Source organism: Streptomyces sp. NPDC042259 (assembly GCF_055582085.1).
The window spans coordinates 183,081-209,039 of the sequence record NZ_JBVJDW010000001.1 but is presented as its reverse complement, the minus strand read 5'-3'; the positions used below and the strand labels follow the sequence as shown (position 1 = coordinate 209,039).

The window sequence follows — 25,959 nt, the reverse complement described above, 5'->3', positions numbered from 1 at the left end:
TGCTCCGGGGAGCCGGCACCGCCGTCCGAGCCCCACGAACGGAAGGCACTCCGTGTCCGCCACGTCCCGCGTCGTCACCGTCACCGTCCTCACCGCCGCCGCCGGCGCGGTGCTCTGGCCGACGGCCGGCGCCTTCGCGACGGACAAGGACACCCGGACCGGCCACACCGTCACCCGGCAGGTGCTGCTGCCCGACGGCAGCCGGGCCCGGCTGCACTCCGGCAGCGCCGGCACCAGCGTCGACGTGACCTCCCGCGGCACGCTGCGGACCCTCGACACCACCCGGCCGACGGCCGACGTCAACCGGCTGCACCTGCGGATCCTCGGCGGCGACGGCACCCACCCCACCCTGCGCGCCTCGCTCGACGGTTCCCGGCTGACCCACTACTACGACTTCGCCTCCGGCTCCCTGCGGTACACACCCGACGGCTCCGACCTCGATCGCCTCGCCGCCACCGGCGACAGGCTGGAGGACTACCGGACCGGCGCCAGGCCCGCCGCGGCCCCCGCCACCCCCGCCGGTGAGGCGGCCCGCGCCGGCCTCGGCACGGACACCCGCACCGGCGCACACGGCACCCACCCGGACGTACGCGAGGACGACCACGACAAGGGCGGCGACACCGCCGGCGCGAAGGCCGGCGCGGAGCGCGCCACCCGGCTGGCGACGTCCAGCAACCCCGTCAAGCGCGTCGTCCAGGCCGGCGCGGCCATCAACGGCCGGCACCACATCGGCACACCCGCCCTCGCGGGCATCGCCCTGCTGACCCTCGGCGGCGGCGCGTACGCCGTCCGCTTCGCGGTCCGCCGCTCCGGACGCGCCGACGCCTGACCGGCCCGCACGCCCGCACCCGCCCCGCTGCGGTTGCGACACCACCGCGCCCCCGGTGACATGGAAGAACGCCCCGCCCCGGGGCGGCCCGCGCCCCCTCCACCACCCTTCCGGCACGTACGGACCAGCCCACCAGCCGAACGCAGGCAAGGGGACAGCATGGCGATCACCGTGGTCATCGCGGACGACCAGGAAATGGTCCGCACCGGCTTCCGGATGATCCTGGAGAGCCAGCCCGACATCGACGTCGTCGCCGACGTCGTCGACGGCGAGGCCGCCCTGGCGGCCGTCGAGGAACACCTGCCCGACGTGCTGCTCCTCGACATCCGCATGCCCAAGCTGGACGGCCTGGAGGTCACCCGCCGGCTCTCGGCCCTCGCCGCCGCGCACCCCGAGCGCGGCCCGCGTCCGCGCGTCGTCATCGTCACCACCTTCGACCTCGACGAATACGTCCACACCGCCCTCCGCAACGGCGCCTGCGGCTTCCTTCTGAAGGATGCCAGCCCCGCCATGCTCGTCGAGGCCGTCCACGCCGCCGCCGTCGGCGACTCCCTCATCTCGCCCGCGATCACCGTCCGGCTGCTGCGCGACATGGCCCCCGGCGCCACGGCGAACCCGGCCCGGCAGCCCTCGGAACCGCTCACCGAACGCGAGGCGGACGTCGTCCGCTGCCTGGCGCGCGGGGCCACCAACGCCGAGATCGCCTCCGAACTGTTCGTCTCCCTGTCCACGGTGAAGACCCACCTGGCCAACGTGCAGCTCAAGCTCGACGCCCGGAACCGGGTCGAGATCGCGGCCTGGGCCTGGGAGAGCGGGCTGGCCACGGGCGGCACATGAACACCCTGGCCGGGTGGGCCACCCGGCACCCCCGGCGCGCGGCGGCCGCGAAGACGGCCCTTGCGGTCTTCCTGCTCTTCCTCGTCGGCTTCGAGAGCATCGCCCTCGCCCGGCAGCCCAGCCCCCCGCACGCCATGGTCCTGGCCTCGGGCGTCGCCGTCTGCCTGTGCGCCGTCCCCTACCGCCGGATCCCCCTGGAGGCACGGGCCACCGCCGCCGCCGTGGTCTCCTGGGGCACCACCGTCGCCCTCACGGCCGGCCCGCACCCCACCGCGGTATGGGGCATGGGCGAGGACATCGCCCTGCTCGTCCTGCTGACCGCCGTCGTCCAGCGTTCCACCGCCCAGACGGCCGCCGTCCTCGGCCCCGTGCTCGCGACCGCCTGCGTCGTCGCCCCCATGCGCGATCTCGCCCCGGGCCGCTTCACCGCCCTGTTCGCGGTGCTCACCGCCGTCGTCGGCGCCTACTCCCTGCTGCTGCGCCACCAGTCCGGGCAACGGGTACGCGACCTCGCGGCCGTCCGCACCGCCGAACGCCTCGAACTCGCCCGCGAACTGCACGATCTCGTCGCCCACCACGTCACCGGAATCGTCGTACAGGCCCAGGCCGCCCGCTTCACGGCCCTCGACGGGCCGGCCGCCGCCACGGCGTTCGAACGGATCGAGACCTCGGCGGGCGAGGCCCTCGGCGCGATGCGACGGCTGGTCGGCGTCCTGCGCGAGGGCGACGCCGAGACCGCGCCCGTCGCGGGCCTGCCCGAGGTGCGCGCCCTGACCGAGGCGTTCGCCCGCACCGGCCCGCCCGTCGTCCTCTCCATCGAACAGGGCATGGAGTCCTGGATCCCCGCGGAGATCGCCGCGGGCGTCCACCGCGTCGTCCGCGAGGCCCTGACCAACATCCGAAAGCACGCCGCCGACGCCACGGCCGTACGGGTCGCGGTACGCGGCGTCACCGCGGGGGTCGAACTGCGCGTCGCCGACGACGGCCGAAACGCGGCCGAACTCGCCGAACAGGCCCGGGGCGGCGGCTTCGGCCTGGCCGGCCTCAGCGAACGGGCCGAGGCCATGGGCGGCCGGCTGCACGCCGGCCCCGCACCGGAGGGCGGCTGGGAAGTCACCGCGCTGTTCCCCCTCGACCACCGCCGCCCCACACCGCGCTGACCACCGGGCGGGCGGACGGCTGGGCGAACGGGGCCGTTCGCCCGGGGCTCAATCCGCCCTCGGCGCAAACCATTTGGGGACCCGGCCCTGATCAGTAGCGTGATCACCATGGACATCTCTCACATCACCCAGGACATCTGGATGCTGCGCTTCGCCGTCGGCCAGGCCTACGCCGTACGGCTGCCCGACGGCTGGGCGCTCGTGGACTGCGGGAGCGCCGGGCGCGAGGGGGAGATCCTCGACGCCCTCGCGGGCCTCGGCTGCGCCCCCGGCGATCTGCGCGACATCGTCCTCACCCACAGCCACGCGGACCACGCGGGCTCGGCCGCCGCCGTCGCCGCCGCCACCGGCGCCCGCGTGCTGGCCGGCGCCGCCGACGCCCCGGTCATCCGCGGTGACGCCCCCGAACCGCCGCCCGTCCTCCTCGACTTCGAGATCCCCCTCTACGAGACCATCACCCCCTCCGTTCCCGCGGCCCCGCCGTCCCCCGTCCACCGCGAGCTGGCCGACGGCGACACCCTCGACTGGGGCCGCGAAGCCCGCGTCGTGCACGTCCCCGGCCACACGGCGGGCAGCATCGCCGTGCACCTCCCGGCGGACGGGGTGCTGTTCACCGGCGACACCATCGCCTCCCACGAGGGCGCCGTCATACTCGGCGTCTTCAACGTCGACCGGGAGCAGGCCATAGCCTCCTTCCACCGCCAGGCCGCCCTCGACATCGAAACGGCCTGCTTCGGCCACGGCGACCCGGTCGTCAAGGGCGCCGGCGACGCCCTGCGCGCCGCCGCGGCACAGCTGAACTGACCCGGGGGCCGAGGGCCTCCCCGGCTGCCCGGCCTCTTTCGTCAGCCCTGCCCGCCGGCTTCAAGTTCCTGCCCGTAACAGAGACAGAAAGGATGGCCGGCGGGATCGGCGAACACCCGGAAACCGGACGTCTTCCCTCCGCTGTCGTGCAGGAACGTCGCCCCCAGCGCGATCACCTCGCGCTGCGCCCGCTCCATGTCCTCGATCGTGGGCACGTCGAAGTCCAGATGCATCTGCTGCGGACGGCCGGGGTCCGGCCAGCGCGGCGGCTGGTGGTCCGCGGCGAGCTGAAAGGCGAGCCGCCGGCCGTCCCCGGCGGTCAGCCACACCCACTCCGCGTCCTCCTCCTCGACCCGCCAGCCGAGGATCGCGGCGTAGAAGGACGCCAGCGCGAGGGGGTCGGGACAGTCGATGACGGTGCACTGAAGTTTCGCGATCATGAGGAGATCCTGCCCGAGCCGGACCGGTCGTCCCGGCACCGGCCCCGCCCCGCCCGCGTTTGTCCAACAGCCCGCCCTCCTTTGTCCATGGGCCCACCGCCGCCACCGCCCCAAGGTGTCCCTACGTCGTCATCCCCCGACGCCGTCAGCACCCGGACGCCGTCAGCACCCGGCGCAGTGCCGCGCCCCCTCGGGCGCGGGCGACCCGCCGGGGTACGGAAGGAGCGAGCAGCGTGGACCCCGAAGGCGTACCGAACCGGGCGGAACCCTCCACGGCCGAAGGCCCCGGCCGCCGGACCGTCGTCACCACCGCGCTCGCCGGACTCACCACCACGCTCACCGCCGCGGGCAGGGCCCACGCCCGCACCACCGGCGAGACCACCCTGCGCTCACCCGCCCTGGAAGTACGCCTCGACACCGCCTTCCCCCGGATCCTGTCCTACACCGAACGCGCCGGCCGCGCCGTGCTCCACGGACAGGAGGACCCCGTCACCTCCGTCCTCATCGACGAAATCCCGCACACGCCGGACGTCACCCACACCGTCGCCCCCTCCGGTGACCTGGCGGCGTACGCCCTCACCTTCGGCGGCGGCACCCGGATACACATCGAGATCCAGGTCACCGGACTGCGGGTGGACTGGCGCGTCACCCGCATCGCCGACACCCCCGCCCTCCGCGTCGGCACCCTCCGGATCCCCGGGCTGGCCCTGCTCAGCGTCCGCAGCACCCAGCCGGGTGCGACCCTCCTCGCCGCCCGCGTCCAGCTCGACAAGGCCAAGAGCGGTGACACCCTCATCGCCGTCACCCCCGCCACCCCCGCCGAACCCACCCCCACCGGCTGCGCGTACGCCGTCGTCAGCACGGACCGGCTCGCCGCCGCCATCGAGACCAACACCGTGTACGACACCCCCGACGCCGCCACCGCCTGGGAGAACGGCCGCCTGTGGCGGCAGACCCGCGAACGCCCCGGCCACACCGAGGCCCGGCTCGGCTGCGGCCAGTGGACCCACCGGGCCGCCACCGCCCCCGTCGAAGCCACCGAGCCGCTGCCCTACGCGACGGTCATCGTCACCGGCGACCGCAACGGCGACGGCAAGGTCGACTGGCAGGACGCCGCCATCGCCCTGCGCGACATCATGGTCAACCCGCTTGGCGCCGACGAACAGCACCTGCGCGTCGTCCCGCACATCGCGTTCAACTTCGCCAGCCAGGCCACGAACCCCTTCCTGGCCACCCTCGACAACGTCAAACGCGTCAGTCTCGCCACCGACGGGCTACGCCAGTTCACGCTCCTCAAGGGCTACCAGTCCGAAGGCCACGACAGCGCGCACCCCGACTACGGCGGCAACCACAACACCCGCGCCGGAGGGCTGGACGACCTCAACACCCTGGTCCGCGCCGGAAAGACCTGGCACAGCGACTTCGCCGTCCACGTCAACACCACCGAGTCCTACCCCGTCGCCCACGCCTTCTCCGAGACCCTCGTCGACCCCGGCGACCGCCAGTGGGACTGGCTCGACCAGTCCTACCGCATCGACGCCCGCCGCGACCTGGTCTCCGGCGACATCGCCCGCCGCTTCCGGCAACTGCGCGAGGAGACCGACCCCGCCCTGAACACCCTCTACATCGACGTCTTCCGGGAATCCGGCTGGAACTCCGACCGCCTCCAACGCCATCTGCGCGACCAGGGCTGGCAGATCACCACCGAATGGGGCCACGGCCTGGAACGCTCGGCGCTGTGGTCCCACTGGGCCGCCGAGACCGACTACGGCCCCGACACCTCCCGCGGCATCAACTCCCGGCTGATCCGCTTCGTCCGCCACCACCAGAAGGACGTCTTCGCCGACAAATGGCCCCTCCTGGGCACGGCCAAGCTCGGCACGTTCGAAGGCTGGCAGGGCAAGACCGACTGGGCGCCGTTCCACCGCCTGCTGTGGACGGAGAACCTGCCGGCCAAATATCTGCAGGCGTTCCCCATCCAGACCTGGGAGGAACACCGCATCACCTTCGCCGGCCCCACCAGGACGACCGTCACCGCCCGGCCCGGCGAGGACGGCACCCGCCGGATCACCACCGACGGCCGCACGGTCTACGACGGTGACACCTACCTCCTGCCGTGGGAACCCCGCGAGGCCACCGACCCCGCCAAGCTCTACCACTACAACCCCCACGGCGGCCGCACGATCTGGACCCTGCCCCGCGGCTGGGCCGGGCTGCGGACCGTGATCCTGCACCGCCTCACCGACCAGGGCCGCACCGACCCCGTCGAACTGCCCGTGCACGGGGGGAACATCACCGTCCACGCCGCGGCGGAACAGCCCTACGTCCTCACCCGCGAACGGACCCGGACCCGCCGCGACCCCGCCTGGGGCGAGGGCACCCCCCTGCGCGACCCCGGCTTCCACTCCGGCACCCTGAACGCCTGGACGGTCACCGGCCCCGCCACCGCGGCCCGCGGCGAACGCGGCGAGTGGGAACTCGTCATCGGCGCCGGAGCCGCGGCCACCGTGAGCCAACGGCCCGCCCGGCTCAGACCCGGCACCTACGCCGCGTCCGTACAGGTCGAGGTGGGCGCCACGGCGGGGGAGCGCCGCCGCGCGGCCCTGCGGGTCCGCACCGCCGACGGGATCACGGCGGTGAACTGGACGGACACCTCCACCGCCGGCAACCACGTCGCGGCGGACGGCAAGCACGGCACCCGCTACCAGCGGATGTTCACCCACTTCACCGTGGCCCGCGGCGGGGGAGGGGTGACGCTGTCCCTCACGGCCGCCGCCGGCCGGGCACGGGTCCGCTTCGCGAACGTCCGGATCGTGGCCACCCACCGCCGCCCGGCCCACGACGCCCTCGTCCACGACGCCCTCGTCCACGAGGACTTCGAGAACGTCCCCCAAGGATGGGGCCCCTTCGTCAAGGGCGACGCGGGCGGCACCACCGACCCCCGCACCCACATCGCCCAACGGCACGCCCCCTACACCCAACGCGGCTGGAACGGCAAAGCCGTCGACGACGTCATCGACGGCACCCAGTCCCTCAAATCACGCGGCGAGAACCCGGGCCTGGTCTACCGCACGGTCCCGCACACCGTCCGCTTCCTCCCCGGACACCGCTACCGGGTGGCCTTCCGCTACGAGAACGAGGCGGCCGGCCAGTACGCCTGGGTCACGGCCGTCGACGAACCCCGGGCGCGGGAACTCACCCGCACCCCCCTGCCCGTCGCCACCCGCCCCACCACCCACACCCACGAATTCACCGCACCCGGGGCCGGCGAGGCATGGGTGGGCCTGCGGAAAACAGGGGACAGCCAGACCGCGGAGTTCGTCCTCGACGGCTTCACCGTGCACGACCTCGGACAGTAGCCCCCAGGCCGGGTCCGCGAAGTCCCGCCTGGCCCGGCGGGCGAACGGCGCGTTGTCGGGCCCGCCCGAGTACGTCCAGTACCAGGGCGGCCCTCCGCCTCGCGGTCGCACGCACCAGACGCCCCGGGCCACGCCCCGCGGGCGTACGGCGCTCCTTCGCGGACACGACCCGGGGCCCGCCCCGTTGGTCACCGCCATCGGCCGGTGACCAACGGGGACCTCGGGCCCCGGGCCCCTCCCGCCACCGCCGCTCACGCCGTCCGGCCGACCGCCCCCGCCCCCTGGCGGGCGGGAGGCCCATCGGCGAAGATCGGCGCTGCGTGCCGGAACGCAGGCGGAGCAGGAGGCCCACACGCGTGTATCACACCTGGATGCGGTACTTCACGCCCGGCCCGGTCCACCACCGGCTCGGCCTGGTCTGCCTCGGCGTCGGCCTCCAGCACGGCGCCCTCCCCGCCGTCGGACCCCGCACCCTCGACCACCACGTCGCCGTCGTCGTCAGCGCCGGGACCGGCTGGCTGCGCACCCCCGACGGCCGCACCCGCACCGTCACCGCACCCGCACTCCTGTGGCTCAGCCCCGGCGTCTCCCATCACTACGGCGCCGGACCCGGCAGCGGCTGGGACGAGAGCTTCGTCGACTTCACCGGCCCCGCCGTCGCCGCCTACACCGAACTCGGCCTCATCGAACCCGGCCGGCCCCTCGTCCCCCTCACCGAGACCACCGCCGCCCGCGCCGCCGTCGCCCGCATCGCCCGCGCCGCCCACCGCGGCAACCCCCTCCTCGAAGTGGAGACCTCCGCCGCCGTCCACGAACTCCTCGTCGCCCTCCACCACGCCCGCGCCGACCTCGGCGACGACGGCGAACCCGTCCTGCGGGCCCTCGCCCGCGACGCGTTCCTGCCGCTGTCCGTCACCGAACACGCCGCCCGGCACGGCATGACCCCCGCCGCACTGCGCTCCGCCGTCAAACGCGGCGCCGGATGCAGCCCGAAGGACTACCTCCTGGCCATCCGCCTGGGCCGCGCCAAGGAACTCCTCGCCGCCACCGAACTGCCCGTCTCCGCCGTCGCCCGCCGCGTCGGCTACACCGACCCCGCCTACTTCAGCCGGCTCTTCGCCCGCCGCGTCGGCACCGCCCCGGTACGGTTCCGCGAGCGCCAGGGCCGCAGCGTCCCCGGCGGCTGGAGCCGGTGCGTACCCGACCCGGAGCACCCACCGGTCATCGGACCGCTCCCGCCCGCATAGGGTCGGTGGACATGACCGACAGTGCCAACAGCTTCAGCGGTGCCCACGGCACCGACGACGAGTCCGTGCGCGCCGAGCTGGGCCGGCTGCGCGACAGCATCGACAACATCGACGCCGCGGTGATCCACATGCTCGCCGAGCGGTTCAAATGCACCCAGCAGGTCGGCCACCTCAAGGCCGCCCACAAACTGCCGCCCGCCGACCCCGCCCGTGAGGCCCGGCAGATCACCCGGCTCCGCGAGCTGGCCGAGAACGCCAAGCTCGACCCCGCGTTCGCCGAGAAGTTCCTCAACTTCATCATCGCCGAGGTCATCCGCCACCACGAGACGATCGCCCGGGCATAGCCCACCACCGGGGCTCCGCCCCGGACCCCGGTCCTCAATCGCCGGACGGGCTGCTGTGCTGTGTCCTCAATCGCCGGACGGGCTGGGTTTCCAGCCCGTCCGGCGATTGAGGACACAGCACGGGCACCGCACGCGGCGCGGCAAGCCCCCCCCCGGGGGCGGGACCCGAAACACCATGGGCCAGCGCCCAGCGATACGGCAGCATGACCCCATGCCCGTACTCACGCGCGAAGAAGCGCAGCACCGAGCCCGACTGCTCACCGTCCACCGCTACGCGATCGACCTCGATCTCACGCGCGGCGACGCGCACTTCGGCTCCACCACCGTCATCCGCTTCACCGCACGCGCGGCGGGCACCACCTTCGTCGAGGTCCGCCCCGCGGCCCTGCACCGCGCCACCCTCGACGGCCACCCCCTCGACCTCACCACGCTCGACGACAACCGGCTCCCCCTCACCCTCACCCCCGGGGAGCACGAACTGCGCGTCGAGGCCGACATGGCCTACTCCCGCACCGGGGAGGGCATGCACCGCTTCACCGACCCCGCCGACGGCGAGACCTACCTCTACACCCAGTGCTTCCTCGACGACGTCCAACGCGTCTTCGCCGCCTTCGACCAGCCCGACCTCAAAGCCGTCTTCGACGCGACCGTCACCGCCCCGCCCCGGTGGACCGTCCTCGGCAACGCCATCGCCACCCGCGTCGGCGACCCGGCCGACGGCCGCTGGCAGCTCGCCACCACCGCACCACTGAGCACCTACTTCGTCGCCTTCGCCGCCGGCCCCTGGCACACCGTGCGCACCGAACACGCCGGACTGCCCTTCGCCCTCCACTGCCGCCGGTCCCTCGCCCCCCACCTCGACGCCGACGCCGACGAACTCTTCGACATCACCCGCCGCTGCTACGACCGCTACCACCAGATCTTCGACGAGCCCTACCCGTTCGACTCCTACGACCAGGCGTTCGTCCCCGAGTTCAACGCCGGCGCCATGGAGAACCCCGGCCTCGTCACCTTCCGCGACGAATTCGTCTTCCGCTCCGCCGTCACCGACACCGAGCGCCAGACCCGCGGCATGGTCATCGCCCACGAAATGGCCCACATGTGGTTCGGCGACCTCGTCACCCTCCAGTGGTGGGACGACATCTGGCTCAACGAGTCCTTCGCCGAATACATGGGCTACCAGGTCCTCTCCGAAGCCACCCCCTTCACCGGTACGTGGACCGACTTCGCCGTCGCCCGCAAGAGCTGGGGCTACGACGCCGACCAACGCCCCACCACCCACCCCGTGGCCCCCGCCCCCGACGCCGTCCGCGACACCGCCTCGGCCCTGCTCAACTTCGACGGCATCTCCTACGCCAAGGGCGCGAGCGCCCTGCGGCAACTCGTCGCCTGGCTCGGCGAGAAGGACTTCCTCGCCGGCATCAACGACCACTTCGCCCGCCACCGCTTCGGCAACGCCACCCTCGCCGACTTCATCGACTCCCTCGCCCGCGCCTCCGACCGCGACGTCCACGCCTGGGCCGACACCTGGCTGCGCACCAGCGGCGTCGACACCCTCACCCCCCACATCACCGAGGACGGCCCCGGCGAGGCCGCCGCCGACGGCCCGGCCGGCTGGCAGCTCGACCTCCACCACGACGGCAGCCGCCCGCACCACCTCGCCATCGGCCTCTACGACCACGCCCCGGACGACCCCCGGGCCCTCGTCCGCCGCGACCGCCTCCCCACCGACGTGCCCGCCGGCGGCGGCACCGTGACCCGCACCTTCACCGGTCCCCGCCCAGCCCTGCTCCTCGTCAACGACGGCGACCTCACCTACGCCAAGGTGCGCCTCGACGCGGGCTCCTGGGACACCGCCCTGCGCACGCTCTCCGGCCTGCCCGACCCCCTCGCCCGCGCCGTCGTCTGGAACGCCGCCCGCGACATGGTCCGCGACGGCGAGCTGGCCCCCGCCGCCTACCTGGATGCCGCCCGCGCGCACATCCCGCACGAGAGCGACATCGCCATCGCCCAAGGCGTCCTCGGCTTCGCCCGCACCCAGATCGCCGACCGCTACACCCCGGCCACCGACCGCCCCACCACCCTGGACACCCTCACCGACCTCGCCCACGACCTGCTGAGCCGCACCGACGGCACCGGCCGCACCGACGCCCAAGGGCTACGCCTGACCGCCGTCCGCACCCTCATCGACAGCGCCACCGCCCCCGGCACCCTCCAGGACTGGCTGACCGCCGGCACCGTCCCCGGCGGCCCCGCCCTCGACCCCGAACTGCGCTGGCGCGCCCTCGCCCGCCTCGCCGTCCTCGGCGCCACCACCCCCGACGCCATCGACGCCGAACTCGCCCGCGACCCCAGCGCCACCGGCCAGGAGGGCGCCGCCCGATGCCACGCCGCGCTCCCCGATGCCACCGCCAAGGCCGCCGCCTGGCGGGCCATGTACCCCGGCGAGGACCGCCCCGGCGGCCCCGGCGAACCGGCTGAGCCCGCCGAGCTGTCCAACTACCTCTTCACCGCCACCGCCCAAGGCTTCTGGCAGCCCGAACAGCTCGACCTCGTCCGCCCCTACCGCGAGCGCTACTTCCCCGCCGCCGTCACCCTCGCGGCCCGCCGCGGCCCCGCCCTCGCCATCGCGGCGGGCTTCCACGGCTTTCCGCACCCCTTGGTAGAGGCCGAGACCCTGCGCCTCGGCGAGACCTGCCTGCGCGAGGGCGACCCCACCCCCGCCCTGCGCCGCAAGCTCGCCGACCAGCTCGACGACCTGCGCCGCGCCTTGAAGATCAGGAACGGCGACCGGGCGCGGGCGTAGACGCCCCGGAAAACGACGAGGCTCCCGCACCCCTTCAGGGGGTGCGGGAGCCTTGGCCGGTTGTCTCGACGGTCAGACGCGCTTGTCGGTCGCGGCGTCCGACGGCTGGGCCGTACGCAGCTCCTCCAGGAAGCGGTCCACGACACCGCTCTCGCGGGCGAAGTCCGTGACCGACTCGCCGACGATGCGGCCCGACAGGTCGGTGGCCAGCACGCCGACCTGCTGACGCAGCTCGGCCTCGGCGACCGCACGCTCCGCGTCGATCACCGCGTGACCCGCGGCGATGATCTCCTCGCGCTGACGCTGGCCCTCGGCCCGCAGCTCGGCGATGATCGCCGTGCCCTGCTCGACCGACTCCTGACGCAGCCGGGCGGCCTCGTGCCGCGCCTCGGCCAGCAGCTCCTGGTACTCGGCGTGGACCCGCGCCGCCTCGGCACGCGTCTCCTCGGCCTCCTCGAAGCGGCCGTCGGTGGCCTCCTCACGCTCGGTGAGGACCTTGTTGATCCGGGGCAGGATCAGCTTCGCCATCACGGCGAAAAGGATGAAGAAGAGCACCAGCCCCAGGATGAGCGGCGCGAGCTCGGGCTTGAGCGGACCGACGTCGATAGCAAGTTTCATGGCCATGGGTGCAGATTAGTCGAAGCCGCGCCCCGAGTCCGCTTCGGCCTGTCCGGCGGATCTCCGGCTACCGGCCGGTGGTGCCGGCAGCCTCCGGCGGTTCTTCGGCTACGGGCCGGGCTTGATTCGGCTGGGCTCAGCCAAACCCAGCCCGTCCGGCGCTTGAGGACGACCGCCGCGCAGCGGCGGTGCCAGCGGCCTCCGGCGGTTCGTCGGCCACCGGCCGGTGGTGCCGCCTGCGGCGGCGGGCGCCCTGCGGGCGCGTCCTCAAGCGCCGGACAGGCTGGAGGTGGCTGAGCCCAGCCCACACCAGCCCCTGGGGGTACCTCCCAGCGGTAGCTGGGGGAGATTGAGGACAAACCACCGCGCAGCGGTGGTACGGACTGGCACACCGTCCCAACCCCGCGTACCACCATCGGGCGAAACCCCGAGGCCCCATGGTCACCGAGTGTGCGACGCCAGTAACTTGAGGCGATTAGCCCTGCCCGGACCAGTCGGAACATGCGATAACCCAACCCATAAGGGGCACGCCCATGCCTGCGCCCGGCGCCGACCAGACCCCCGCACCCCTCGCGGGCGGCACCGAAGGACCCCGCGCGCTGCGCCCCCTGCTGGACACCGTCCTGCACGCCCTCGGCCAGGGCGCCACCGCCCGCGGCGGCCCCTTCCCGCCCGGTGGCCCGCACGCCGTCACCGCCCGGCTGCGCACCGCCGTCGGCCCCGCGCTCCCCGAGCACGGCACCGGCGCGCACGAAGCCCTGCGCACCCTCGTCCGCGCCCTCGCCGAAGGCTCCGCCGACCCCGCCGGCCCACGCTGCGCCGCCCATCTGCACGGCCCGCCGCTCGCCCTGGCCGTCGCCGCCGATCTCGCCGCCGACGCCCTCAACCCCTCTCTGGACTCCTGGGACCAGGCCCCCGCCGCCTCCGCCCTGGAAACCCTCACCACCCGCGCCCTCGCCGCCCTCGTCCACCCCACAGGGCCGGCCCCCGACGCCCTCGTCACCACCGGCGGCACCGAGTCCAACCAGCTCGCCCTGCTCCTCGCCCGCGAAGCCGCCCGCACCCACACCGCCACGCCCCTGACCGTCGTCTGCGGGGCCAACGCCCACCACAGCGTCCAGCGCGCCGCCTGGCTCCTCGGGCTGCCCGCCCCGCGGATCCTGCCCACCCCCACCGGCGTCCTCGACCCCGCCGACCTCGCCGCCGCCCTCGACGACCTCCGCGGCCGTCAGGGCGCCCCCACCCTCGTCGTCGCCACCGCGGGCACCACCGACACCGGCCGCATCGACCCGCTCCCCAAACTCGCCGACCTCTGCGACGCCCACGACACCCCTCTGCACATCGACGCCGCCTACGGCGGACCGCTGCTGTTCAGCGACACCCTGCGCCCCGCGCTCGACGGCCTCGACCGCGCCCGGACCGTCACCCTCGACCTCCACAAACTCGGCTGGCAGCCCATCGCCGCCGGCCTCCTCGCCGTGCCCGACGCCACCCGGCTCGCCCCCCTCGCCCACCAGGCCCCGTACCTCAACCCCGCCGACGACCTGGCGGCCGGCCACCCCGACCTCCTCGGCCGCTCCCCGCGCACCAGCCGGCGCCCCGACATCCTCAAGATCGCCGTCACCCTCCGCGCCCTCGGCCGCCGCGGTCTGGGCGATCTCGTCGAGCGGGTCTGCGCCACCGCGCAGCTCCTGGCCGACCGCATCGAGGCCCACCCCGCCTTCGAGCTTTATGCCCGCCCCACCCTCAGCACGGTTCTCTTCCGCCCCACCGGCACCGACGACCGCACCGTCGCCGCCACCAGACGCCGCCTTCTGGACCGCGGCGCCGCCGTCCTCGGCCGCGCCACCACCCGCGAGGGCCTCTGGCTCAAGGCGACCCTCCTCAACCCCCACACTCGCCCCGACGATCTCGACACCCTGCTCGCACTCGTGGAAGGCCACACGCCCCGATGACCAACCCTCCGCCCCCCGTCACCGCCCCCGACCAGCCCTTCGACCTCGCCGGCATCGGCATCGGCCCCTTCAACCTCTCGCTCGCCGCCCTCGCCCACTCCCTCCCGGACCTGCGCACCGCCTTCTACGACCAGAGTCGGGTCTTCCAATGGCACCCCGGCCTGCTCATCGACGACACCACCCTCCAAGTCCCCTTCCTCGCCGACCTCGTCACCCTCGCCGACCCCGCCAGCCCCTGGACCTTCCTCAACTACCTCAAGACCCGCGAGCGCCTCTACCCCTTCTACTTCGCCGAGCGCTTCCACATCCAGCGCGCCGAGTACGACGCCTACTGCCGCTGGGTCAGCGAATCCCTGACCGGACTCCACTTCGGCCACCAGATCGACGCCGTCCGCTGGAACCCCGAGCGGGTCCTGTTCGAGATCGACTACACCCGGCTCGACACCGACGGCGAAGCCGAGGCCCTCGGCCGCAGCTACGCCCGCAACCTCGTCCTCGGCGTCGGCACCACCCCATATGTCCCCGACCCCCTGCGGCCCCTCGTCGACGCCCCCGCCGTCCCCGTCATCCACTCCGCCGACTACCTCGACCACCGCGAGCGACTCCTAGCCGCCGACCACATCACCGTCATCGGCGCGGGCCAGTCGGGCGCCGAGGTCTTCCTCGACCTCCTCCGCCGCCGCCCCGCCGGCCGCGAGAAGCTGCACTGGCTCGCCCGCAGCCCCTCCTTCGCCCCCATGGAATACAGCAAGCTCGGCCTGGAGCACTTCACCCCCGACTACACCCGCTACTTCCACGCCCTGCCCGAGTCCGTACGGGACCAGGCCCTGCCGCGTCAGTGGCAGCTCCACCGGGGCGTCGCCGCTGATACCCTCGCCACCATCCACGACGAGCTCTACCGCCGCAGCCTGCACGGCGGCTGGCCGGACACCGTCCTGACCCCCGGCGTCTTCGTCCGCACCGCCGGGCGCGTCGGCACCACCCGCGTCGAACTCCACCTCGAACACGCCCAGCAGGGCAGCCGCTCCCGCCTCACCACCGACGCCGTCGTCCTGGCCACCGGCTACCGCGAGCGCCGCGTCGACACACTCCTCGCCTCCCTGGACCCCTACATCCGGCGCGACTCCGCCGACCGCCCCCGGATCGACGAGCACCACCGGCTCGTCCTCGACCCCCACGTCAAGGGCGCCGTCCACGTCCAGAACGCCGAAAGCCACACCCACGGCGTCGGCGCCGCCGACCTCGGCCTCGCCGCCTGGCGCAGCGCCGTCATCCTCAACTCCATCACCGGGAAGACGGCCTACGACCTGCCAGAACGGACCGCCTTCTCGACGTTCGGGCTGGAGCCGCGCCCCCAGCCGCGCCCGCAGCACCGGACACCGGAGAACCGGCGCACCATTCCGCGCCAACTGCCCGTCCACTGACTTCCCCTCCGGCGGGCCGTGGAGGTGCACCTCCCAGCGGTAGCCGGGGGACACGCCGCAGGGCGGGCCCTTCCGGCCACTGGCGCAAGGGGGCCGGCCGCGCTTGGATGGGCGGTGGTCGAGGAAGGACAGTAACCATGAGCCCGTCGCCGTTCATCAAGATCTGCGGCCTGCGCACCGCCGAGGACGTGGACACCGCGGTCGAGGCCGGAGCCGACGCGATCGGCTTCGTCTTCGCCGACAGCCCCCGCCAGGTGGACGCCGCCACAGCGGAAAGGCTGGCCCGGCGGGTACCCGAGCGGGTACTGACCGTCGGTGTCTTCCGCCGACAGCCCGTGGACCGGGTGCGGGACCTCGCGCTCGCGAGCGGGGTCCGCTCCGTACAACTGCACGGCGACGAAGGCCGTGACTACTACGACACCTTGCGGCCGCACGGGTGGACGCTGATCCGTGCCACCTCCTCCGACGGCGGGCGGATCCCTCGCTGCGGCGAACTGGGGGAGGACCACCTCCTGCTCGACGCCCCCGACCCCGGCGCGGGCCTGCCGTGGAACTGGGCCGACGACCGCTTCACCCCGCCCACCGGACGCTGGCTTCTCGCAGGCGGCCTCACCCCGCGGAACGTAGCGCGGGCCATGCGCACGATCGCGCCGTGGGGCGTGGACGTCTCCAGCGGGGTGGAGGCCCGTCGAGGCGTCAAGGACCCTGCTCTGATCAGGGAGTTCATCGAAGCCGCCCGCTCGGCGCGGTGACCGGAGCCGAAGATCGGACTGTCTTGATCCGGCGCCAACTCGCCTGTGTGGATGTAGACTTCGGCCACCGGTGAGCGGCCACCATCCGCCTGCCCGCTTACGGACGATCTCATCCCTCAGCGTCCCGTCGACGCTTCGTACCGTCCCTGTCGGCCACTGAAAGCACGTGCGCGCGTACTCAGCCGATGCGGCAAAGCCGCTTCGTATCGCCCCTAATTCGGAATCAGCGCTCCCGGTTCTGAAGCGGTAAGTGGATCTTCTTGAAGTCTTGTGTTCCCGGGCCGGACACTGATAAATCTGTATTTCAGCACCCCAAGATCTCAAAACAAGATCATCCATGGCCAGAGATCTTGCGCCACCGGAGAGTGAGGGTACGTGACCACCGCGAACTCCTGTAAATTGACCCACTGTTGGGTCAACGAGATCGACCTCAAAGCGATCGCCGACCAGGTGGGTACACCGGTCTTTATCTACAGCGAAGCCCAGATATTAAAGAACGTCGGCCGCATCCAGGACGCCGCCAAAGCCGTCGGACTCGACTCCCGAGTCGAATTGTATGTCCCCTTCTTCCCGAACTCTAATCCCCATGTATTGAGGCCGCTCCAGCAGATGGGAGTCGGCCTGCTTCTGCAACTGCCCAGCGAATACCGGATCCTGCGCGAGTACGGATTCGACAAGTTCATCGTCTCCCCCGGCCACGTCTCCGACGAAGAGATCGGCTTCTGGGACCAGGCGGGCCACCCGACCTTCCTCTCCAGCCTCGACGAGGTCGCCTACTCGCTGCGGACCAATGCCCCCACCATCAGCGCCCGCATCGACAGCCTCGACTCCGGCAAGCCCGGCATCAAGTACAGCGAACTCAAGCGCCTCTCCGACCTGCTCGAGCAGTACGACCGCGAACTCGAATGCTTCGAGGTCTACTGCGGCAGCGGAAACTCGCGCGACGAGATGATCGGCGTCATCGAGAAGCAGTTCGAGATCTTCAAGACCCACTTCCCCCACGCGAAGTCCATCAACTTCGCCGGCGGCCACGGCTTCGTCTACGAAGCCTGGGACGAGACCACCAAGCACTTCGACTGGAACGAATACTTCAAGGCGCTGCGGGACATCGCGGACCGCATGGAGATCCCGGACCACGTCAAGTTCCTCTTCGAGCCCGCCCGGGACGTACTCGCCGACACCGGCGCCCTGCTGCTCGGCGTCAAGCGCAACGTCATCACCAACGCCGTCGGCAGCCTCGTCGTCACCGACGGCTCCCGCATGCTCATGCCCTCCGCACAGCTGCGGGACCGCCGCCACAACGTGGTCTTCCTCGACGCGGACATGAAGGAAATCCCCCTCGCCGACGACACCGACGGCATCTCGGCGGCACTGCGCGGCCGCAGCATCCTGCGCCACGACTACATCCTCCCCGGCGAATACCGGGTCCCCGCCGGAGTCGACGCCGACAGCCACCTCGTCATCCTCGACGTCGGCGCCTACTGCGCGACCCAGCACATGGAATTCCTCAACATCCCGCCGGCCGCGGAAGTACTCGTCGACACCGCCGGCACGGCACACATGGTCACCTCCCGCGGCGACGACCTCGACAAATGGCGCAACCTCCTCGCGGAGAAGAAGGAACTCAAGCGCTGAAGCACTCCGGAGCGCCGGGGGACCACACCCCCGGCGCCCGATGCTTCCCTCCTTCACCCACGCGATGCCCCAGCGAGGAGCGACACCCATGCAGCCCCCGACGCCCGACACCCCGGCGTACGACATCCCCTCACCGCACGACGCCACCGACCCCATCACCCTCTTCGGCCAATGGCTCGAAGCGGCCGAAGCCGCCGAGATCAACGACGCCAACGCCATGGCCATCGCCACCGCCGACACCGACGGCCTGCCCGACGTCCGCATGGTCCTCCTCAAGGGCTTCGACGCCGACGGCTTCGTCTTCTACACCAACACCCAGTCGCGCAAGGGCACCGAACTCCGCGACAACATGCAGGCCGCGGGCGTACTCCACTGGAAATCCCTGCGACGGCAAATACGCTTCCGCGGCCCCGTCGAGCCCACCACCGCCGCCGAGGCCGACGCCTACTTCGCCTCCCGCCGCCGCGACAGCCGCCTCGGCGCCTGGGCCAGCCGGCAGTCCCAGCCCCTGGCCAGCCGCGCCGAACTCGAGGAAGCCGTGGCCCGCGAAGCCACCCGATTCCCCGACGACGTACCGCGCCCGCCGCACTGGTCCGGCTACCGCATCAGGCCGCTGTCCATCGAGTTCTGGACGGACAGGCCGTTCCGTCTGCATGACCGGCTCGTTTTCCAAAGGGACAAGCCGGAAGGCGACTGGAACACCACACGGCTCTACCCGTAAGGCAATCGAGGACAGCACACATGTATTTCACGCACGCCGACTCCGTCTGGACCGCTCACCCGAGCCTGCACGCCCTGACGATGGTCATCGACAACGTCCTCGACATGAAGAGCGACCCGGCCCGCATCGAAAAACTCACCCCCAAGGTCGAACAACGACTGGCCTCGGGACCCGAATCCGAGATGCCCGCCATCGCCTCCTGGCGCGAAGCCTTCTCGAAAATGGGACTGAAGCCCACCCAGTACCGGTGCGCCTCGGAAGCACTGCTCAGGCGCTACCGCAAAGAGCGCAGCATGCCGAGCTTCCACCCCCTCGTGGATTACCTCAACTACGCCTCGATGTCCTCCGCCATCCCCATCGCCGCATTCGACTGCGCGAAGATCTCCGAAGGCATCACCGTCCGCCACGCCGACGGCACCGAGACCTACGAGACCTTCCAGGGCGACATCGAGAACCCCCTGCCGAACGAGGTCGTCTTCGCCGACCCGGAAAACCACGCACACTCCCGGCGCTGGACCTTCCGGCAAAGCGCCCGATCCGTCGTATCCGCACAGACCGACCGCGTACTGATCGTCGCCGAGGCACACCACGCCACTGCCCCGGAGGACCTCGACGCGCTCGAACGCGAGCTGAAATCCGGGCTGACCGAAGCCGGCGTGCACCTCACCGGCGCCCTGCGGATCAGCACCGCGGAGCGCCGGCTGGAATTCTGATACGTGTGTGAGGAGACCCTCTGATGTCCACACCCGGCAACATAAGCCCGACCGACCCGGCACACGGGCTCGCGACAGTACGACGCGCCATCGCCGACGCCTGCGCCCGGGCCCAGCGCGACCTCGCCTCGGTGACCCTCGTCGCCGCCTCGAAAACCGTCCCCGCGGACACCATCGAGCAGACCATCCTGGCCGGCCACAACGTCTACGGCGAAAACCGCGTCCAAGAGGGCAAGGCCAAATGGCCGCCCCTGCGGGAGCGGTTCCCCGAGGTCGAACTGCATCTGATCGGGCCCCTGCAGTCCAACAAGGCCCGTGAAGCCGTGGCACTGTTCGACGTCATCCACTCCGTCGACCGCCCCGGCCTCTGCGAGGCCCTCGCCAAACAATGCGACAAGCAAGGCCGCCGGCCGAAGATGTTCGTCCAGGTCAACACCGGAGCCGAACCGCAAAAAGCCGGCGTCCTGCCCGACGACGCCGACAGCCTGCTGACCACCTGCCGGGAAAGCTACGCCCTCGACGTCGTGGGCCTCATGTGCATTCCCCCGGCCGGTGAACCGCCCGAGCCGCACTTCGCCCAACTCGCGAAGATCGCCGCCCGCAACGGACTCGACTGCCTGTCCATGGGCATGAGCACGGACTACGCGTCCGCCATCGAATCCGGCGCCACACACGTCCGCGTGGGCAGCGCCATATTCGGCGCGCGGGCCTACCCCACCCCGTAGCACCGCCCGCCGCAGAACCCGGAACACCGCGACAGCTGCGCCACGCAACGGAGAACCAATGACCCGCCCCACCCGCTACGACATTCTCTTCGAACCTTTACGGATCGGCCCCGTCACCGCCAAGAACCGCTTCTTCCAGGTACCCCACTGCAACGGCATGGGACGTGCCTTTCCCAGTTCTATGGCCGCGATGCGCGGGGTGAAGGCCGAAGGCGGCTGGGGCGTCGTCTCCACCGAACAGTGCGACGTGCACTACTCCGGAAACCACCAACGCGAACTCCGCCTCTGGGACGAGAAGGACATCCCCTACCTCGCCCGCGCCACCGGTCTCATCCACGAACACGAGGCCCTGGCGGCGGTGGAGTTGGTGCACAACGGCTCCCACGTCGGCAACCTGGAGAGCCGGGCGATACCCATCGCCCCCAGCCTGCGGCCCACCCGGGGCGTCTTCCCGGCCACCGCCCGCGCCATGGACAAGAACGACATCCGCGCGGCCCGCCGCTGGTACCGCACCGCCGCGGTCAACGCCCAACGCGCCGGCTTCGACATCATCTACGTCTACGCCGGCCACGACATGACGCTGCCCATCCACTTCCTCTCCCGCCGCCACAACCACCGCACCGACGAATACGGCGGCAGCCTCGAGAACCGCGCCCGCTTCCTGCGCGAACTCGTCGAGGACGCCAAGGAGGCCGTCGGTGACACCTGCGCGGTCGCCATCCGCTTCGGCGTCGACGGACTCATGGGCACCGGCGGCGACGAGGACGAGGGCCGCGACGTCATCGAGATGCTCGCCGAACTCCCCGACCTGTGGGACGTCAACCTCAGCAACTTCGACTACGACGGCAGCACCGCACGCTTCAGCGACGAGGGATACCAAGAGCAGTACATCAAGTTCGTCAAAAGCGTCACCAGCAAACCCGTCGTCGGCGTCGGCCGCTTCACCTCACCCGACACCATGGTCTCCATGATCAAGGGCGGCACCCTCGACCTCATCGGCGCCGCCCGCCCCTCCATCGCCGACCCCTTCCTGCCCCGCAAGATCCAGGAAGGCCGCTTCGACGACATCCGCGAATGCATCGGCTGTAACATCTGCGTCGCCGGCGACCGGGCCGGCGTGCCCATGCGCTGCACCCAGAACCCCACCATGGGCGAGGAATGGCGCCGCGGCTGGCACCCCGAACACATCCCGCCCAAGGACACCGACGACACCGTCCTCATCGTCGGCGCCGGCCCCGCCGGCCTCGAAGCGGCCCGCGCCCTCGGCCAGCGCGGCTACAGCGTCATGCTCGCCGACCGCGGCCGCGAACTCGGCGGCCGCGTCAACCGCGAATGCCGCCTGCCCGGCCTCGGCACCTGGGCCCGCGTCCGCGACTGGCGCCTGACCCAGCTCCGCAAGATGCCCAACGTCCAGCTGCTGCCCGACAACGACATCAGCGCCGACATGGTCCTCGAAGCCGAGTCCACCCTCATCGCCCTCGCCACCGGCGCCACCTGGCGCGCCGACGGCGTGGGCCGCACCCACAGCGACCCCATCGCCGGCCTCGGGCAGCTCCCGGTCTTCACACCGGACGACATCATGGACTCCCGCCTGCCCACCGGCCGCGTCGTCCTCTTCGACGACGACCACTACTACATGGGCGGCGTCATCGCCGAACGCCTCGCCGCCCACGGCTGCGAGGTCACCTTCGTCACGCCCGAAAGCACCGTCTCGGCCTACACCCAGTTCACCGCCGAGCAAAAACGCGTCCAACGACGCGTCATGGAGAAGTGCGCCCACGTCCGCACCGCGACCGCGCTCAGCCGCACCGAAGCCGGCACCGCCCACCTGACCTGCGTCTACACCGGCCGCGAAACCACCGCGCCCGCCGACGCCCTCGTGGTCGTCACCGGCTCCACCCCGCGCGACGAGCTCTACACCGGCCTGCTGGACCTCGGCGACGACGCCCTGAAGGCCGTCGGCATCCGCCGCGTCGTCCGCCTCGGCGACTGCCTCGCCCCCGGCATCATCGCCGCGGCCGTCCACAGCGGCCATCTCTTCGCCCGCACCCTGAACACCGCGCTCACCGACCGGACACCCTTCCGGCGCGAGAACGTCGAACTCGGCTGGGACCAGCCCCTGCCCGCCACCGGTGACGACCCCCTCACCCCGAGCGGCGTATTCGGCTGAAACACCACGCCCGACCGACCCCACACGAACGCCACCATGGCCCCGACGACCGATGACGCCGGGGCAGAACGCACATCGTGCCGTCGGACCGGGGCCCGCCCCAAGGAGAAGCCCATGGAAGAATTCAAGGCCCTGATCGGCAAGGTCGCGACCGGCGCCACGCTGACACGCGAGGAATCCGCCCGGGCCTTCGACCGCATGATGACGGGCGAAGCCACCCCCTCCCAGATGGGCGCCCTGCTGATGGCGCTGCGCATGCGCGGCGAGACCGTCGAGGAGATCACCGGAGCCGTCACCACCATGCGCTCCCAGATGCGCACCGTCGACGCACCCCCCGGCGCCATCGACCTCCTCGGCACCGGCGGCGACTCCTCCGGCTCCTACAACATCTCCACCTGCGCGGCCTTCATCGTCGCCGGAGCCGGCGTCCCCGTCGCCAAACAAGGCAACCGGGCACTGTCCTCACGCTGCGGCGCCGCCGACGTCCTCGCCGCCCTCGGCGTCCGCGTCCACCTCGCCCCCGACGCCATCGAACGCTGCCTCGCCGAAGCCGGCATCGGCTTCATGTTCGCCCCCGACCACCACCCGGCGCTCAAACACATGAGCCCCACCCGGATCGAACTCGGCACCCGCACCATCTTCAACCTGCTCGGCCCCCTCCTCAACCCGGCCGGCGTACGACGACAGATGGTCGGCGTCTACGCACAGCACTGGGTCGAACCCCTCGCACAGGTACTGGGCGAACTCGGCTCCGTCCGCGCCTACGTCGTCCACGGCTCCGACGGACTCGACGAAATCACCACCACGGGCCCCACCACCATCGCCTCCCTCGACCACGGCGACATCCGCACCTTCCAGGTGACCCCCGAGGAGCTGGGCCTGCGACGCGCCACCCCCGACATGCTCAAAGGCGGCGACGCCCAAGGCAACGCCGCAGCCCTCCGCGGAGTCCTCCAAGGAGAAAAGGGCCCCTACCGCGACATCGCCACCCTCAACGCGGCCGCCGCGCTCGTCGTCTCCGGCCGGGCCGAGGAACTGCCCCACGGCATCGAACTCGCCACCAAGTCGATCGACACCGGAGAAGCCCACCGCCGCCTCGACCGCCTGATAGCCGTCTCGAACGCCTGAACACTCCACGCGGAACCCGGCCCGTACCCCACGAGAGGACCCCCGACATGGCCGACCTGCTGACCAGGATCGAAGCCTACAAGCGCGAGGAAATCGCCGCCGCCAAGCGCGCCCGCCCCCTGGCCGCACTCGAAAAGGAAGCCCAGGCCGCCCCCGCCCCCCGCGGCTTCCTCGCCGCGATCGAACGCCGCATCGCCCAAGGCGACCACGCGCTCATCGCCGAGATCAAAAAAGCGAGCCCCTCGAAGGGACTCATCCGCGCCGACTTCGACCCGCCCGCCCTCGCCACCGCCTACGAAGCCGGCGGCGCCACCTGCCTCTCCGTACTGACCGACACCCCCTCCTTCCAAGGGGCACCCGAACACCTCGAAGCCGCCCGCGCCGCCACCGCACTCCCGGCCCTGCGCAAGGACTTCATGTTCGACCCCTACCAGATCGTCGAAGCCCGCGCATGGGGCGCCGACTGCGTACTGATCATCCTCGCCGCCGTCGACGACGCCACGGCCAGGGACCTCGAGGACACCGCCCACTCCCTCGGCATGGACGTCATCCTCGAAGTCCACGACGGAACCGAACTCGACCGGGCACTCAACCTGCGCTCCCGCATCATCGGCATCAACAACCGCAACCTCAAGACCTTCGAGACGACCCTCACCACCAGCGAGACCCTCGCCCCCCGCGTACCCGACGGACGGGTGATCATCGGCGAAAGCGGGGTGGCCGGCCCCCCCGACCTCGCCCGCCTCGCTAAGGTCGGCATCTCGGCCTTCCTCGTCGGCGAGAGCCTCATGCGCAACGAGGACGTCGAAACGGCGACCCGGGCGCTACTCGCCCAAGAGTGACATCAGCAACATAGGAGCGCAGCCCATGAGCATCGAATTCTTAGTCACCTCATTCATCGTCACCGCCTCACCCGGCACCGGAGTCCTCTACACCCTGGCCACCGGCCTCTCCCGAGGATTCCGGCCGAGCATCGTGGCAGCATTCGGATGCACCCTGGGCATCGTCCCCCACATGGCCGCCACCATCATGGGACTGGCCGCACTCCTCCAAGCCAGCGCCCTCGCCTTCCAGATCTTCAAATACCTCGGCGTCGCCTACCTCCTCTACGTCGCCTGGAGCACCCTCCGCGAAAGCGGCACCCTCAAGGTCGAGGAGAACAACGGCACCGAAGCGGCCCCCTCCGCCGCCAAAGTCACCGTCACCGGCGTACTGATCAACATCCTCAACCCCAAGCTGACCATCTTCTTCCTGGCCTTCCTGCCCCAATTCGTCAGCACCGACGAATCCAGCCCCGTCATGCGCATGCTTGAACTGAGCCTTGTCTTCATGCTGATGACCTTCGTGATCTTCGTCGGCTACGGCCTGCTCGCCGCCGCCGTCCGCGACCACGTCATCTCCCGCCCCAAGGTCCTCACCTGGATGCGCCGCACCTTCGCCGGAGCCTTCGTCGCCCTCGGCGCCAAACTCGCCTTCACCAACATCTGACCCCACACCCCAGCACGACGCCCCGCACAGACCGAGGCCCCACTGACAGACCGTGCGTCAGTGGGGCCCCGGCATGCGGCAGGGAGCCGCGCCCGAAAGCTAGGACGATATCTCCCACTTCAGCTGAGCCGGCGCCGACGCGGGACTCCCCGTGTACTTCGTGGTGTACGCGGGCGCCTTGCCGTAATCATCACCCCCGGCACCCAGATACCAGCCGTTCCCCTCGTTCTTCACCAACTTCGTGCTCGCGTCATAGGACCACTTCAGCTCCGGGGGAGCCGCCGCGGGATCCCCCGCGTACTTCGCCGTATACGCCGGCGACTTGGCGGCCGAGGAGCCACCACCGCTCCCGAGATACCAACCATTCGCCTCGTTCTTGACGAGCTTCGTGGCGGGATCGTAGGACCACTTCAGATTGCCGGGCACCGACGCGGGATCCCCCGTGTACTTCACCGCGTACGCCGGAGCCTTGGCCGAGGACTTCTCACCACCGCTGTCGAGATATCCCCCCGACCCCTCGTGCTTGATGGGCGCCGGAGAGACGGCGGCATGACCCACACCCGGGGCCAGGACCACCATGATCGCGGCAGCCGCACAACTCACGGACCGTCGGGCGAGCGGGTGCACGAACGAGCGCACTGGCATGGTTCGGTTCTCCTGCCGTTTCAGCGCGTGACTTCGAAAAAGCCAACGACGCGCCCCAGAAACGTAACGTCCCGCAATCAGCGGGAACGAGTGCCCGTTGGCGCACCCACCGCAAACGCTCCACCGCCGGTTCACCCACGGACCCACGGCTCGGCCCCC

The 25,959-nt window shown here is 71.5% G+C and carries 22 protein-coding genes; 19 read left to right on the top strand and 3 right to left on the bottom strand.

What is annotated here, in order from left to right; genetic code table 11:
• Positions 1-52: 52 nt before the first annotated feature.
• The 4 genes from ACZ6MA_RS00965 (at position 53) to ACZ6MA_RS00950 (ending at position 3,630) form a co-directional block, all read left to right on the top strand.
• Positions 53-829, top strand: coding sequence for a hypothetical protein (locus tag ACZ6MA_RS00965; RefSeq protein WP_469430005.1), 777 nt, complete (start codon positions 53-55; stop codon positions 827-829).
• 159 nt (positions 830-988) lie between these two features.
• On the top strand, positions 989-1,666 hold the full coding sequence (locus ACZ6MA_RS00960) for a response regulator (protein ID WP_469430003.1): 678 nt from the start codon (positions 989-991) through the stop codon (positions 1,664-1,666).
• Positions 1,663-2,826, top strand: a complete 1,164-nt coding sequence (locus ACZ6MA_RS00955) for a sensor histidine kinase (RefSeq protein WP_469430002.1) — start codon at positions 1,663-1,665, stop codon at positions 2,824-2,826. Before ACZ6MA_RS00960 ends, ACZ6MA_RS00955 begins: the two co-directional genes overlap by 4 nt.
• A gap of 108 nt (positions 2,827-2,934) precedes the next feature.
• The gene (locus tag ACZ6MA_RS00950; RefSeq protein WP_469430000.1) at positions 2,935-3,630 is read left to right on the top strand and encodes an MBL fold metallo-hydrolase; all 696 of its coding nucleotides are present in this window, start codon (positions 2,935-2,937) and stop codon (positions 3,628-3,630) included.
• Between the two features lie 41 nt (positions 3,631-3,671).
• Here ACZ6MA_RS00950 and ACZ6MA_RS00945 read toward each other — a convergent pair whose 3' ends face one another.
• A complete protein-coding gene (locus ACZ6MA_RS00945; protein ID WP_469429999.1) occupies positions 3,672-4,070 on the bottom strand; it encodes a VOC family protein in 399 nt (132 codons plus the stop codon).
• A gap of 233 nt (positions 4,071-4,303) precedes the next feature.
• Here ACZ6MA_RS00945 and ACZ6MA_RS00940 point away from each other — a divergent pair, with 233 nt between their 5' ends.
• The 4 genes from ACZ6MA_RS00940 to pepN all read left to right on the top strand — a co-directional run bounded on the left by ACZ6MA_RS00940 (position 4,304) and on the right by pepN (position 11,826).
• The gene (locus ACZ6MA_RS00940; RefSeq protein WP_469429997.1) at positions 4,304-7,429 is read left to right on the top strand and encodes an endo-alpha-N-acetylgalactosaminidase family protein; all 3,126 of its coding nucleotides are present in this window, start codon (positions 4,304-4,306) and stop codon (positions 7,427-7,429) included.
• Positions 7,430-7,785: 356 nt separating this feature from the next.
• Positions 7,786-8,676: a helix-turn-helix domain-containing protein gene (locus tag ACZ6MA_RS00935; RefSeq protein WP_469429996.1), complete on the top strand. Its 891-nt coding sequence runs from the start codon at positions 7,786-7,788 to the stop codon at positions 8,674-8,676.
• Positions 8,677-8,687: 11 nt separating this feature from the next.
• Positions 8,688-9,020, top strand: coding sequence for a chorismate mutase (locus ACZ6MA_RS00930; RefSeq protein ID WP_469429994.1), 333 nt, complete (start codon positions 8,688-8,690; stop codon positions 9,018-9,020).
• A 211-nt stretch (positions 9,021-9,231) separates the two neighbouring features.
• Positions 9,232-11,826, top strand: coding sequence for an aminopeptidase N (pepN, locus tag ACZ6MA_RS00925; RefSeq protein WP_469429992.1), 2,595 nt, complete (start codon positions 9,232-9,234; stop codon positions 11,824-11,826).
• Positions 11,827-11,898: 72 nt separating this feature from the next.
• On the opposite strand, the gene ACZ6MA_RS00920 is transcribed toward pepN, so the two are convergent.
• A complete protein-coding gene (locus tag ACZ6MA_RS00920; protein ID WP_469429991.1) occupies positions 11,899-12,450 on the bottom strand; it encodes a F0F1 ATP synthase subunit B in 552 nt (183 codons plus the stop codon).
• Between the two features lie 527 nt (positions 12,451-12,977).
• Between ACZ6MA_RS00920 and ACZ6MA_RS00915 the strand changes: the two genes are divergently transcribed.
• The 11 genes from ACZ6MA_RS00915 (at position 12,978) to ACZ6MA_RS00865 (ending at position 25,155) form a co-directional block, all read left to right on the top strand.
• Positions 12,978-14,399 carry a pyridoxal phosphate-dependent decarboxylase family protein gene (locus tag ACZ6MA_RS00915; protein WP_469429989.1) on the top strand — a complete coding sequence of 474 codons (1,422 nt, stop codon included), beginning with the start codon at positions 12,978-12,980 and terminating at the stop codon, positions 14,397-14,399.
• Positions 14,396-15,823 carry a lysine N(6)-hydroxylase/L-ornithine N(5)-oxygenase family protein gene (locus ACZ6MA_RS00910; protein ID WP_469429987.1) on the top strand — a complete coding sequence of 476 codons (1,428 nt, stop codon included), beginning with the start codon at positions 14,396-14,398 and terminating at the stop codon, positions 15,821-15,823. Before ACZ6MA_RS00915 ends, ACZ6MA_RS00910 begins: the two co-directional genes overlap by 4 nt.
• 137 nt (positions 15,824-15,960) lie before the next feature.
• Positions 15,961-16,575: a phosphoribosylanthranilate isomerase gene (locus ACZ6MA_RS00905; RefSeq protein ID WP_469429985.1), complete on the top strand. Its 615-nt coding sequence runs from the start codon at positions 15,961-15,963 to the stop codon at positions 16,573-16,575.
• Positions 16,576-16,974: 399 nt separating this feature from the next.
• Positions 16,975-18,210, top strand: a complete 1,236-nt coding sequence (locus ACZ6MA_RS00900; protein WP_469429984.1) for a hypothetical protein — start codon at positions 16,975-16,977, stop codon at positions 18,208-18,210.
• A gap of 88 nt (positions 18,211-18,298) precedes the next feature.
• Positions 18,299-18,931: a pyridoxamine 5'-phosphate oxidase gene (gene pdxH / locus ACZ6MA_RS00895; protein ID WP_469429983.1), complete on the top strand. Its 633-nt coding sequence runs from the start codon at positions 18,299-18,301 to the stop codon at positions 18,929-18,931.
• A gap of 20 nt (positions 18,932-18,951) precedes the next feature.
• Positions 18,952-19,644, top strand: a complete 693-nt coding sequence (locus ACZ6MA_RS00890; RefSeq protein WP_469429981.1) for a B3/B4 domain-containing protein — start codon at positions 18,952-18,954, stop codon at positions 19,642-19,644.
• A 23-nt stretch (positions 19,645-19,667) separates the two neighbouring features.
• Entirely contained in the window at positions 19,668-20,369 is a 702-nt protein-coding gene (locus ACZ6MA_RS00885; RefSeq protein WP_469429980.1) for a YggS family pyridoxal phosphate-dependent enzyme, read from the top strand.
• Between the two features lie 58 nt (positions 20,370-20,427).
• The gene (locus ACZ6MA_RS00880) at positions 20,428-22,539 is read left to right on the top strand and encodes an oxidoreductase (RefSeq protein ID WP_469429978.1); all 2,112 of its coding nucleotides are present in this window, start codon (positions 20,428-20,430) and stop codon (positions 22,537-22,539) included.
• A gap of 114 nt (positions 22,540-22,653) precedes the next feature.
• Positions 22,654-23,667, top strand: coding sequence for an anthranilate phosphoribosyltransferase (gene trpD / locus ACZ6MA_RS00875; RefSeq protein ID WP_469429976.1), 1,014 nt, complete (start codon positions 22,654-22,656; stop codon positions 23,665-23,667).
• A gap of 47 nt (positions 23,668-23,714) precedes the next feature.
• On the top strand, positions 23,715-24,509 hold the full coding sequence (gene trpC, locus ACZ6MA_RS00870) for an indole-3-glycerol phosphate synthase TrpC (protein ID WP_469429974.1): 795 nt from the start codon (positions 23,715-23,717) through the stop codon (positions 24,507-24,509).
• Positions 24,510-24,534: 25 nt separating this feature from the next.
• Positions 24,535-25,155 carry a LysE family translocator gene (locus ACZ6MA_RS00865; RefSeq protein WP_469429972.1) on the top strand — a complete coding sequence of 207 codons (621 nt, stop codon included), beginning with the start codon at positions 24,535-24,537 and terminating at the stop codon, positions 25,153-25,155.
• A 99-nt stretch (positions 25,156-25,254) separates the two neighbouring features.
• Here the strand turns inward: ACZ6MA_RS00865 and ACZ6MA_RS00860 are convergent, their stop codons facing one another.
• Complete coding sequence (locus tag ACZ6MA_RS00860; protein WP_469429970.1) at positions 25,255-25,800, bottom strand: hypothetical protein; 546 nt, start codon at positions 25,798-25,800, stop codon at positions 25,255-25,257.
• Positions 25,801-25,959 lie beyond the last annotated feature (159 nt).

Excerpts from the sequence above, each read along its gene's own strand:
- ACZ6MA_RS00960 (WP_469430003.1), top strand. The coding sequence starts at position 989 with ATGGCGATCACCGTGGTCATCGCGGACGACCAGGAAATGGTCCGCACC.
- ACZ6MA_RS00955 (WP_469430002.1), top strand. The coding sequence starts at position 1,663 with ATGAACACCCTGGCCGGGTGGGCCACCCGGCACCCCCGGCGCGCGGCG.
- ACZ6MA_RS00950 (WP_469430000.1), top strand. The coding sequence starts at position 2,935 with ATGGACATCTCTCACATCACCCAGGACATCTGGATGCTGCGCTTCGCC.
- ACZ6MA_RS00945 (WP_469429999.1), bottom strand. The coding sequence starts at position 4,070 with ATGATCGCGAAACTTCAGTGCACCGTCATCGACTGTCCCGACCCCCTC.
- ACZ6MA_RS00930 (WP_469429994.1), top strand. The coding sequence starts at position 8,688 with ATGACCGACAGTGCCAACAGCTTCAGCGGTGCCCACGGCACCGACGAC.
- pepN (WP_469429992.1), top strand. The coding sequence starts at position 9,232 with ATGCCCGTACTCACGCGCGAAGAAGCGCAGCACCGAGCCCGACTGCTC.
- ACZ6MA_RS00920 (WP_469429991.1), bottom strand. The coding sequence starts at position 12,450 with ATGGCCATGAAACTTGCTATCGACGTCGGTCCGCTCAAGCCCGAGCTC.
- ACZ6MA_RS00915 (WP_469429989.1), top strand. The coding sequence starts at position 12,978 with ATGCCTGCGCCCGGCGCCGACCAGACCCCCGCACCCCTCGCGGGCGGC.
- ACZ6MA_RS00910 (WP_469429987.1), top strand. The coding sequence starts at position 14,396 with ATGACCAACCCTCCGCCCCCCGTCACCGCCCCCGACCAGCCCTTCGAC.
- ACZ6MA_RS00905 (WP_469429985.1), top strand. The coding sequence starts at position 15,961 with ATGAGCCCGTCGCCGTTCATCAAGATCTGCGGCCTGCGCACCGCCGAG.
- pdxH (WP_469429983.1), top strand. The coding sequence starts at position 18,299 with ATGCAGCCCCCGACGCCCGACACCCCGGCGTACGACATCCCCTCACCG.
- ACZ6MA_RS00890 (WP_469429981.1), top strand. The coding sequence starts at position 18,952 with ATGTATTTCACGCACGCCGACTCCGTCTGGACCGCTCACCCGAGCCTG.
- ACZ6MA_RS00885 (WP_469429980.1), top strand. The coding sequence starts at position 19,668 with ATGTCCACACCCGGCAACATAAGCCCGACCGACCCGGCACACGGGCTC.
- ACZ6MA_RS00880 (WP_469429978.1), top strand. The coding sequence starts at position 20,428 with ATGACCCGCCCCACCCGCTACGACATTCTCTTCGAACCTTTACGGATC.
- trpD (WP_469429976.1), top strand. The coding sequence starts at position 22,654 with ATGGAAGAATTCAAGGCCCTGATCGGCAAGGTCGCGACCGGCGCCACG.
- trpC (WP_469429974.1), top strand. The coding sequence starts at position 23,715 with ATGGCCGACCTGCTGACCAGGATCGAAGCCTACAAGCGCGAGGAAATC.
- ACZ6MA_RS00865 (WP_469429972.1), top strand. The coding sequence starts at position 24,535 with ATGAGCATCGAATTCTTAGTCACCTCATTCATCGTCACCGCCTCACCC.
- ACZ6MA_RS00860 (WP_469429970.1), bottom strand. The coding sequence starts at position 25,800 with ATGCCAGTGCGCTCGTTCGTGCACCCGCTCGCCCGACGGTCCGTGAGT.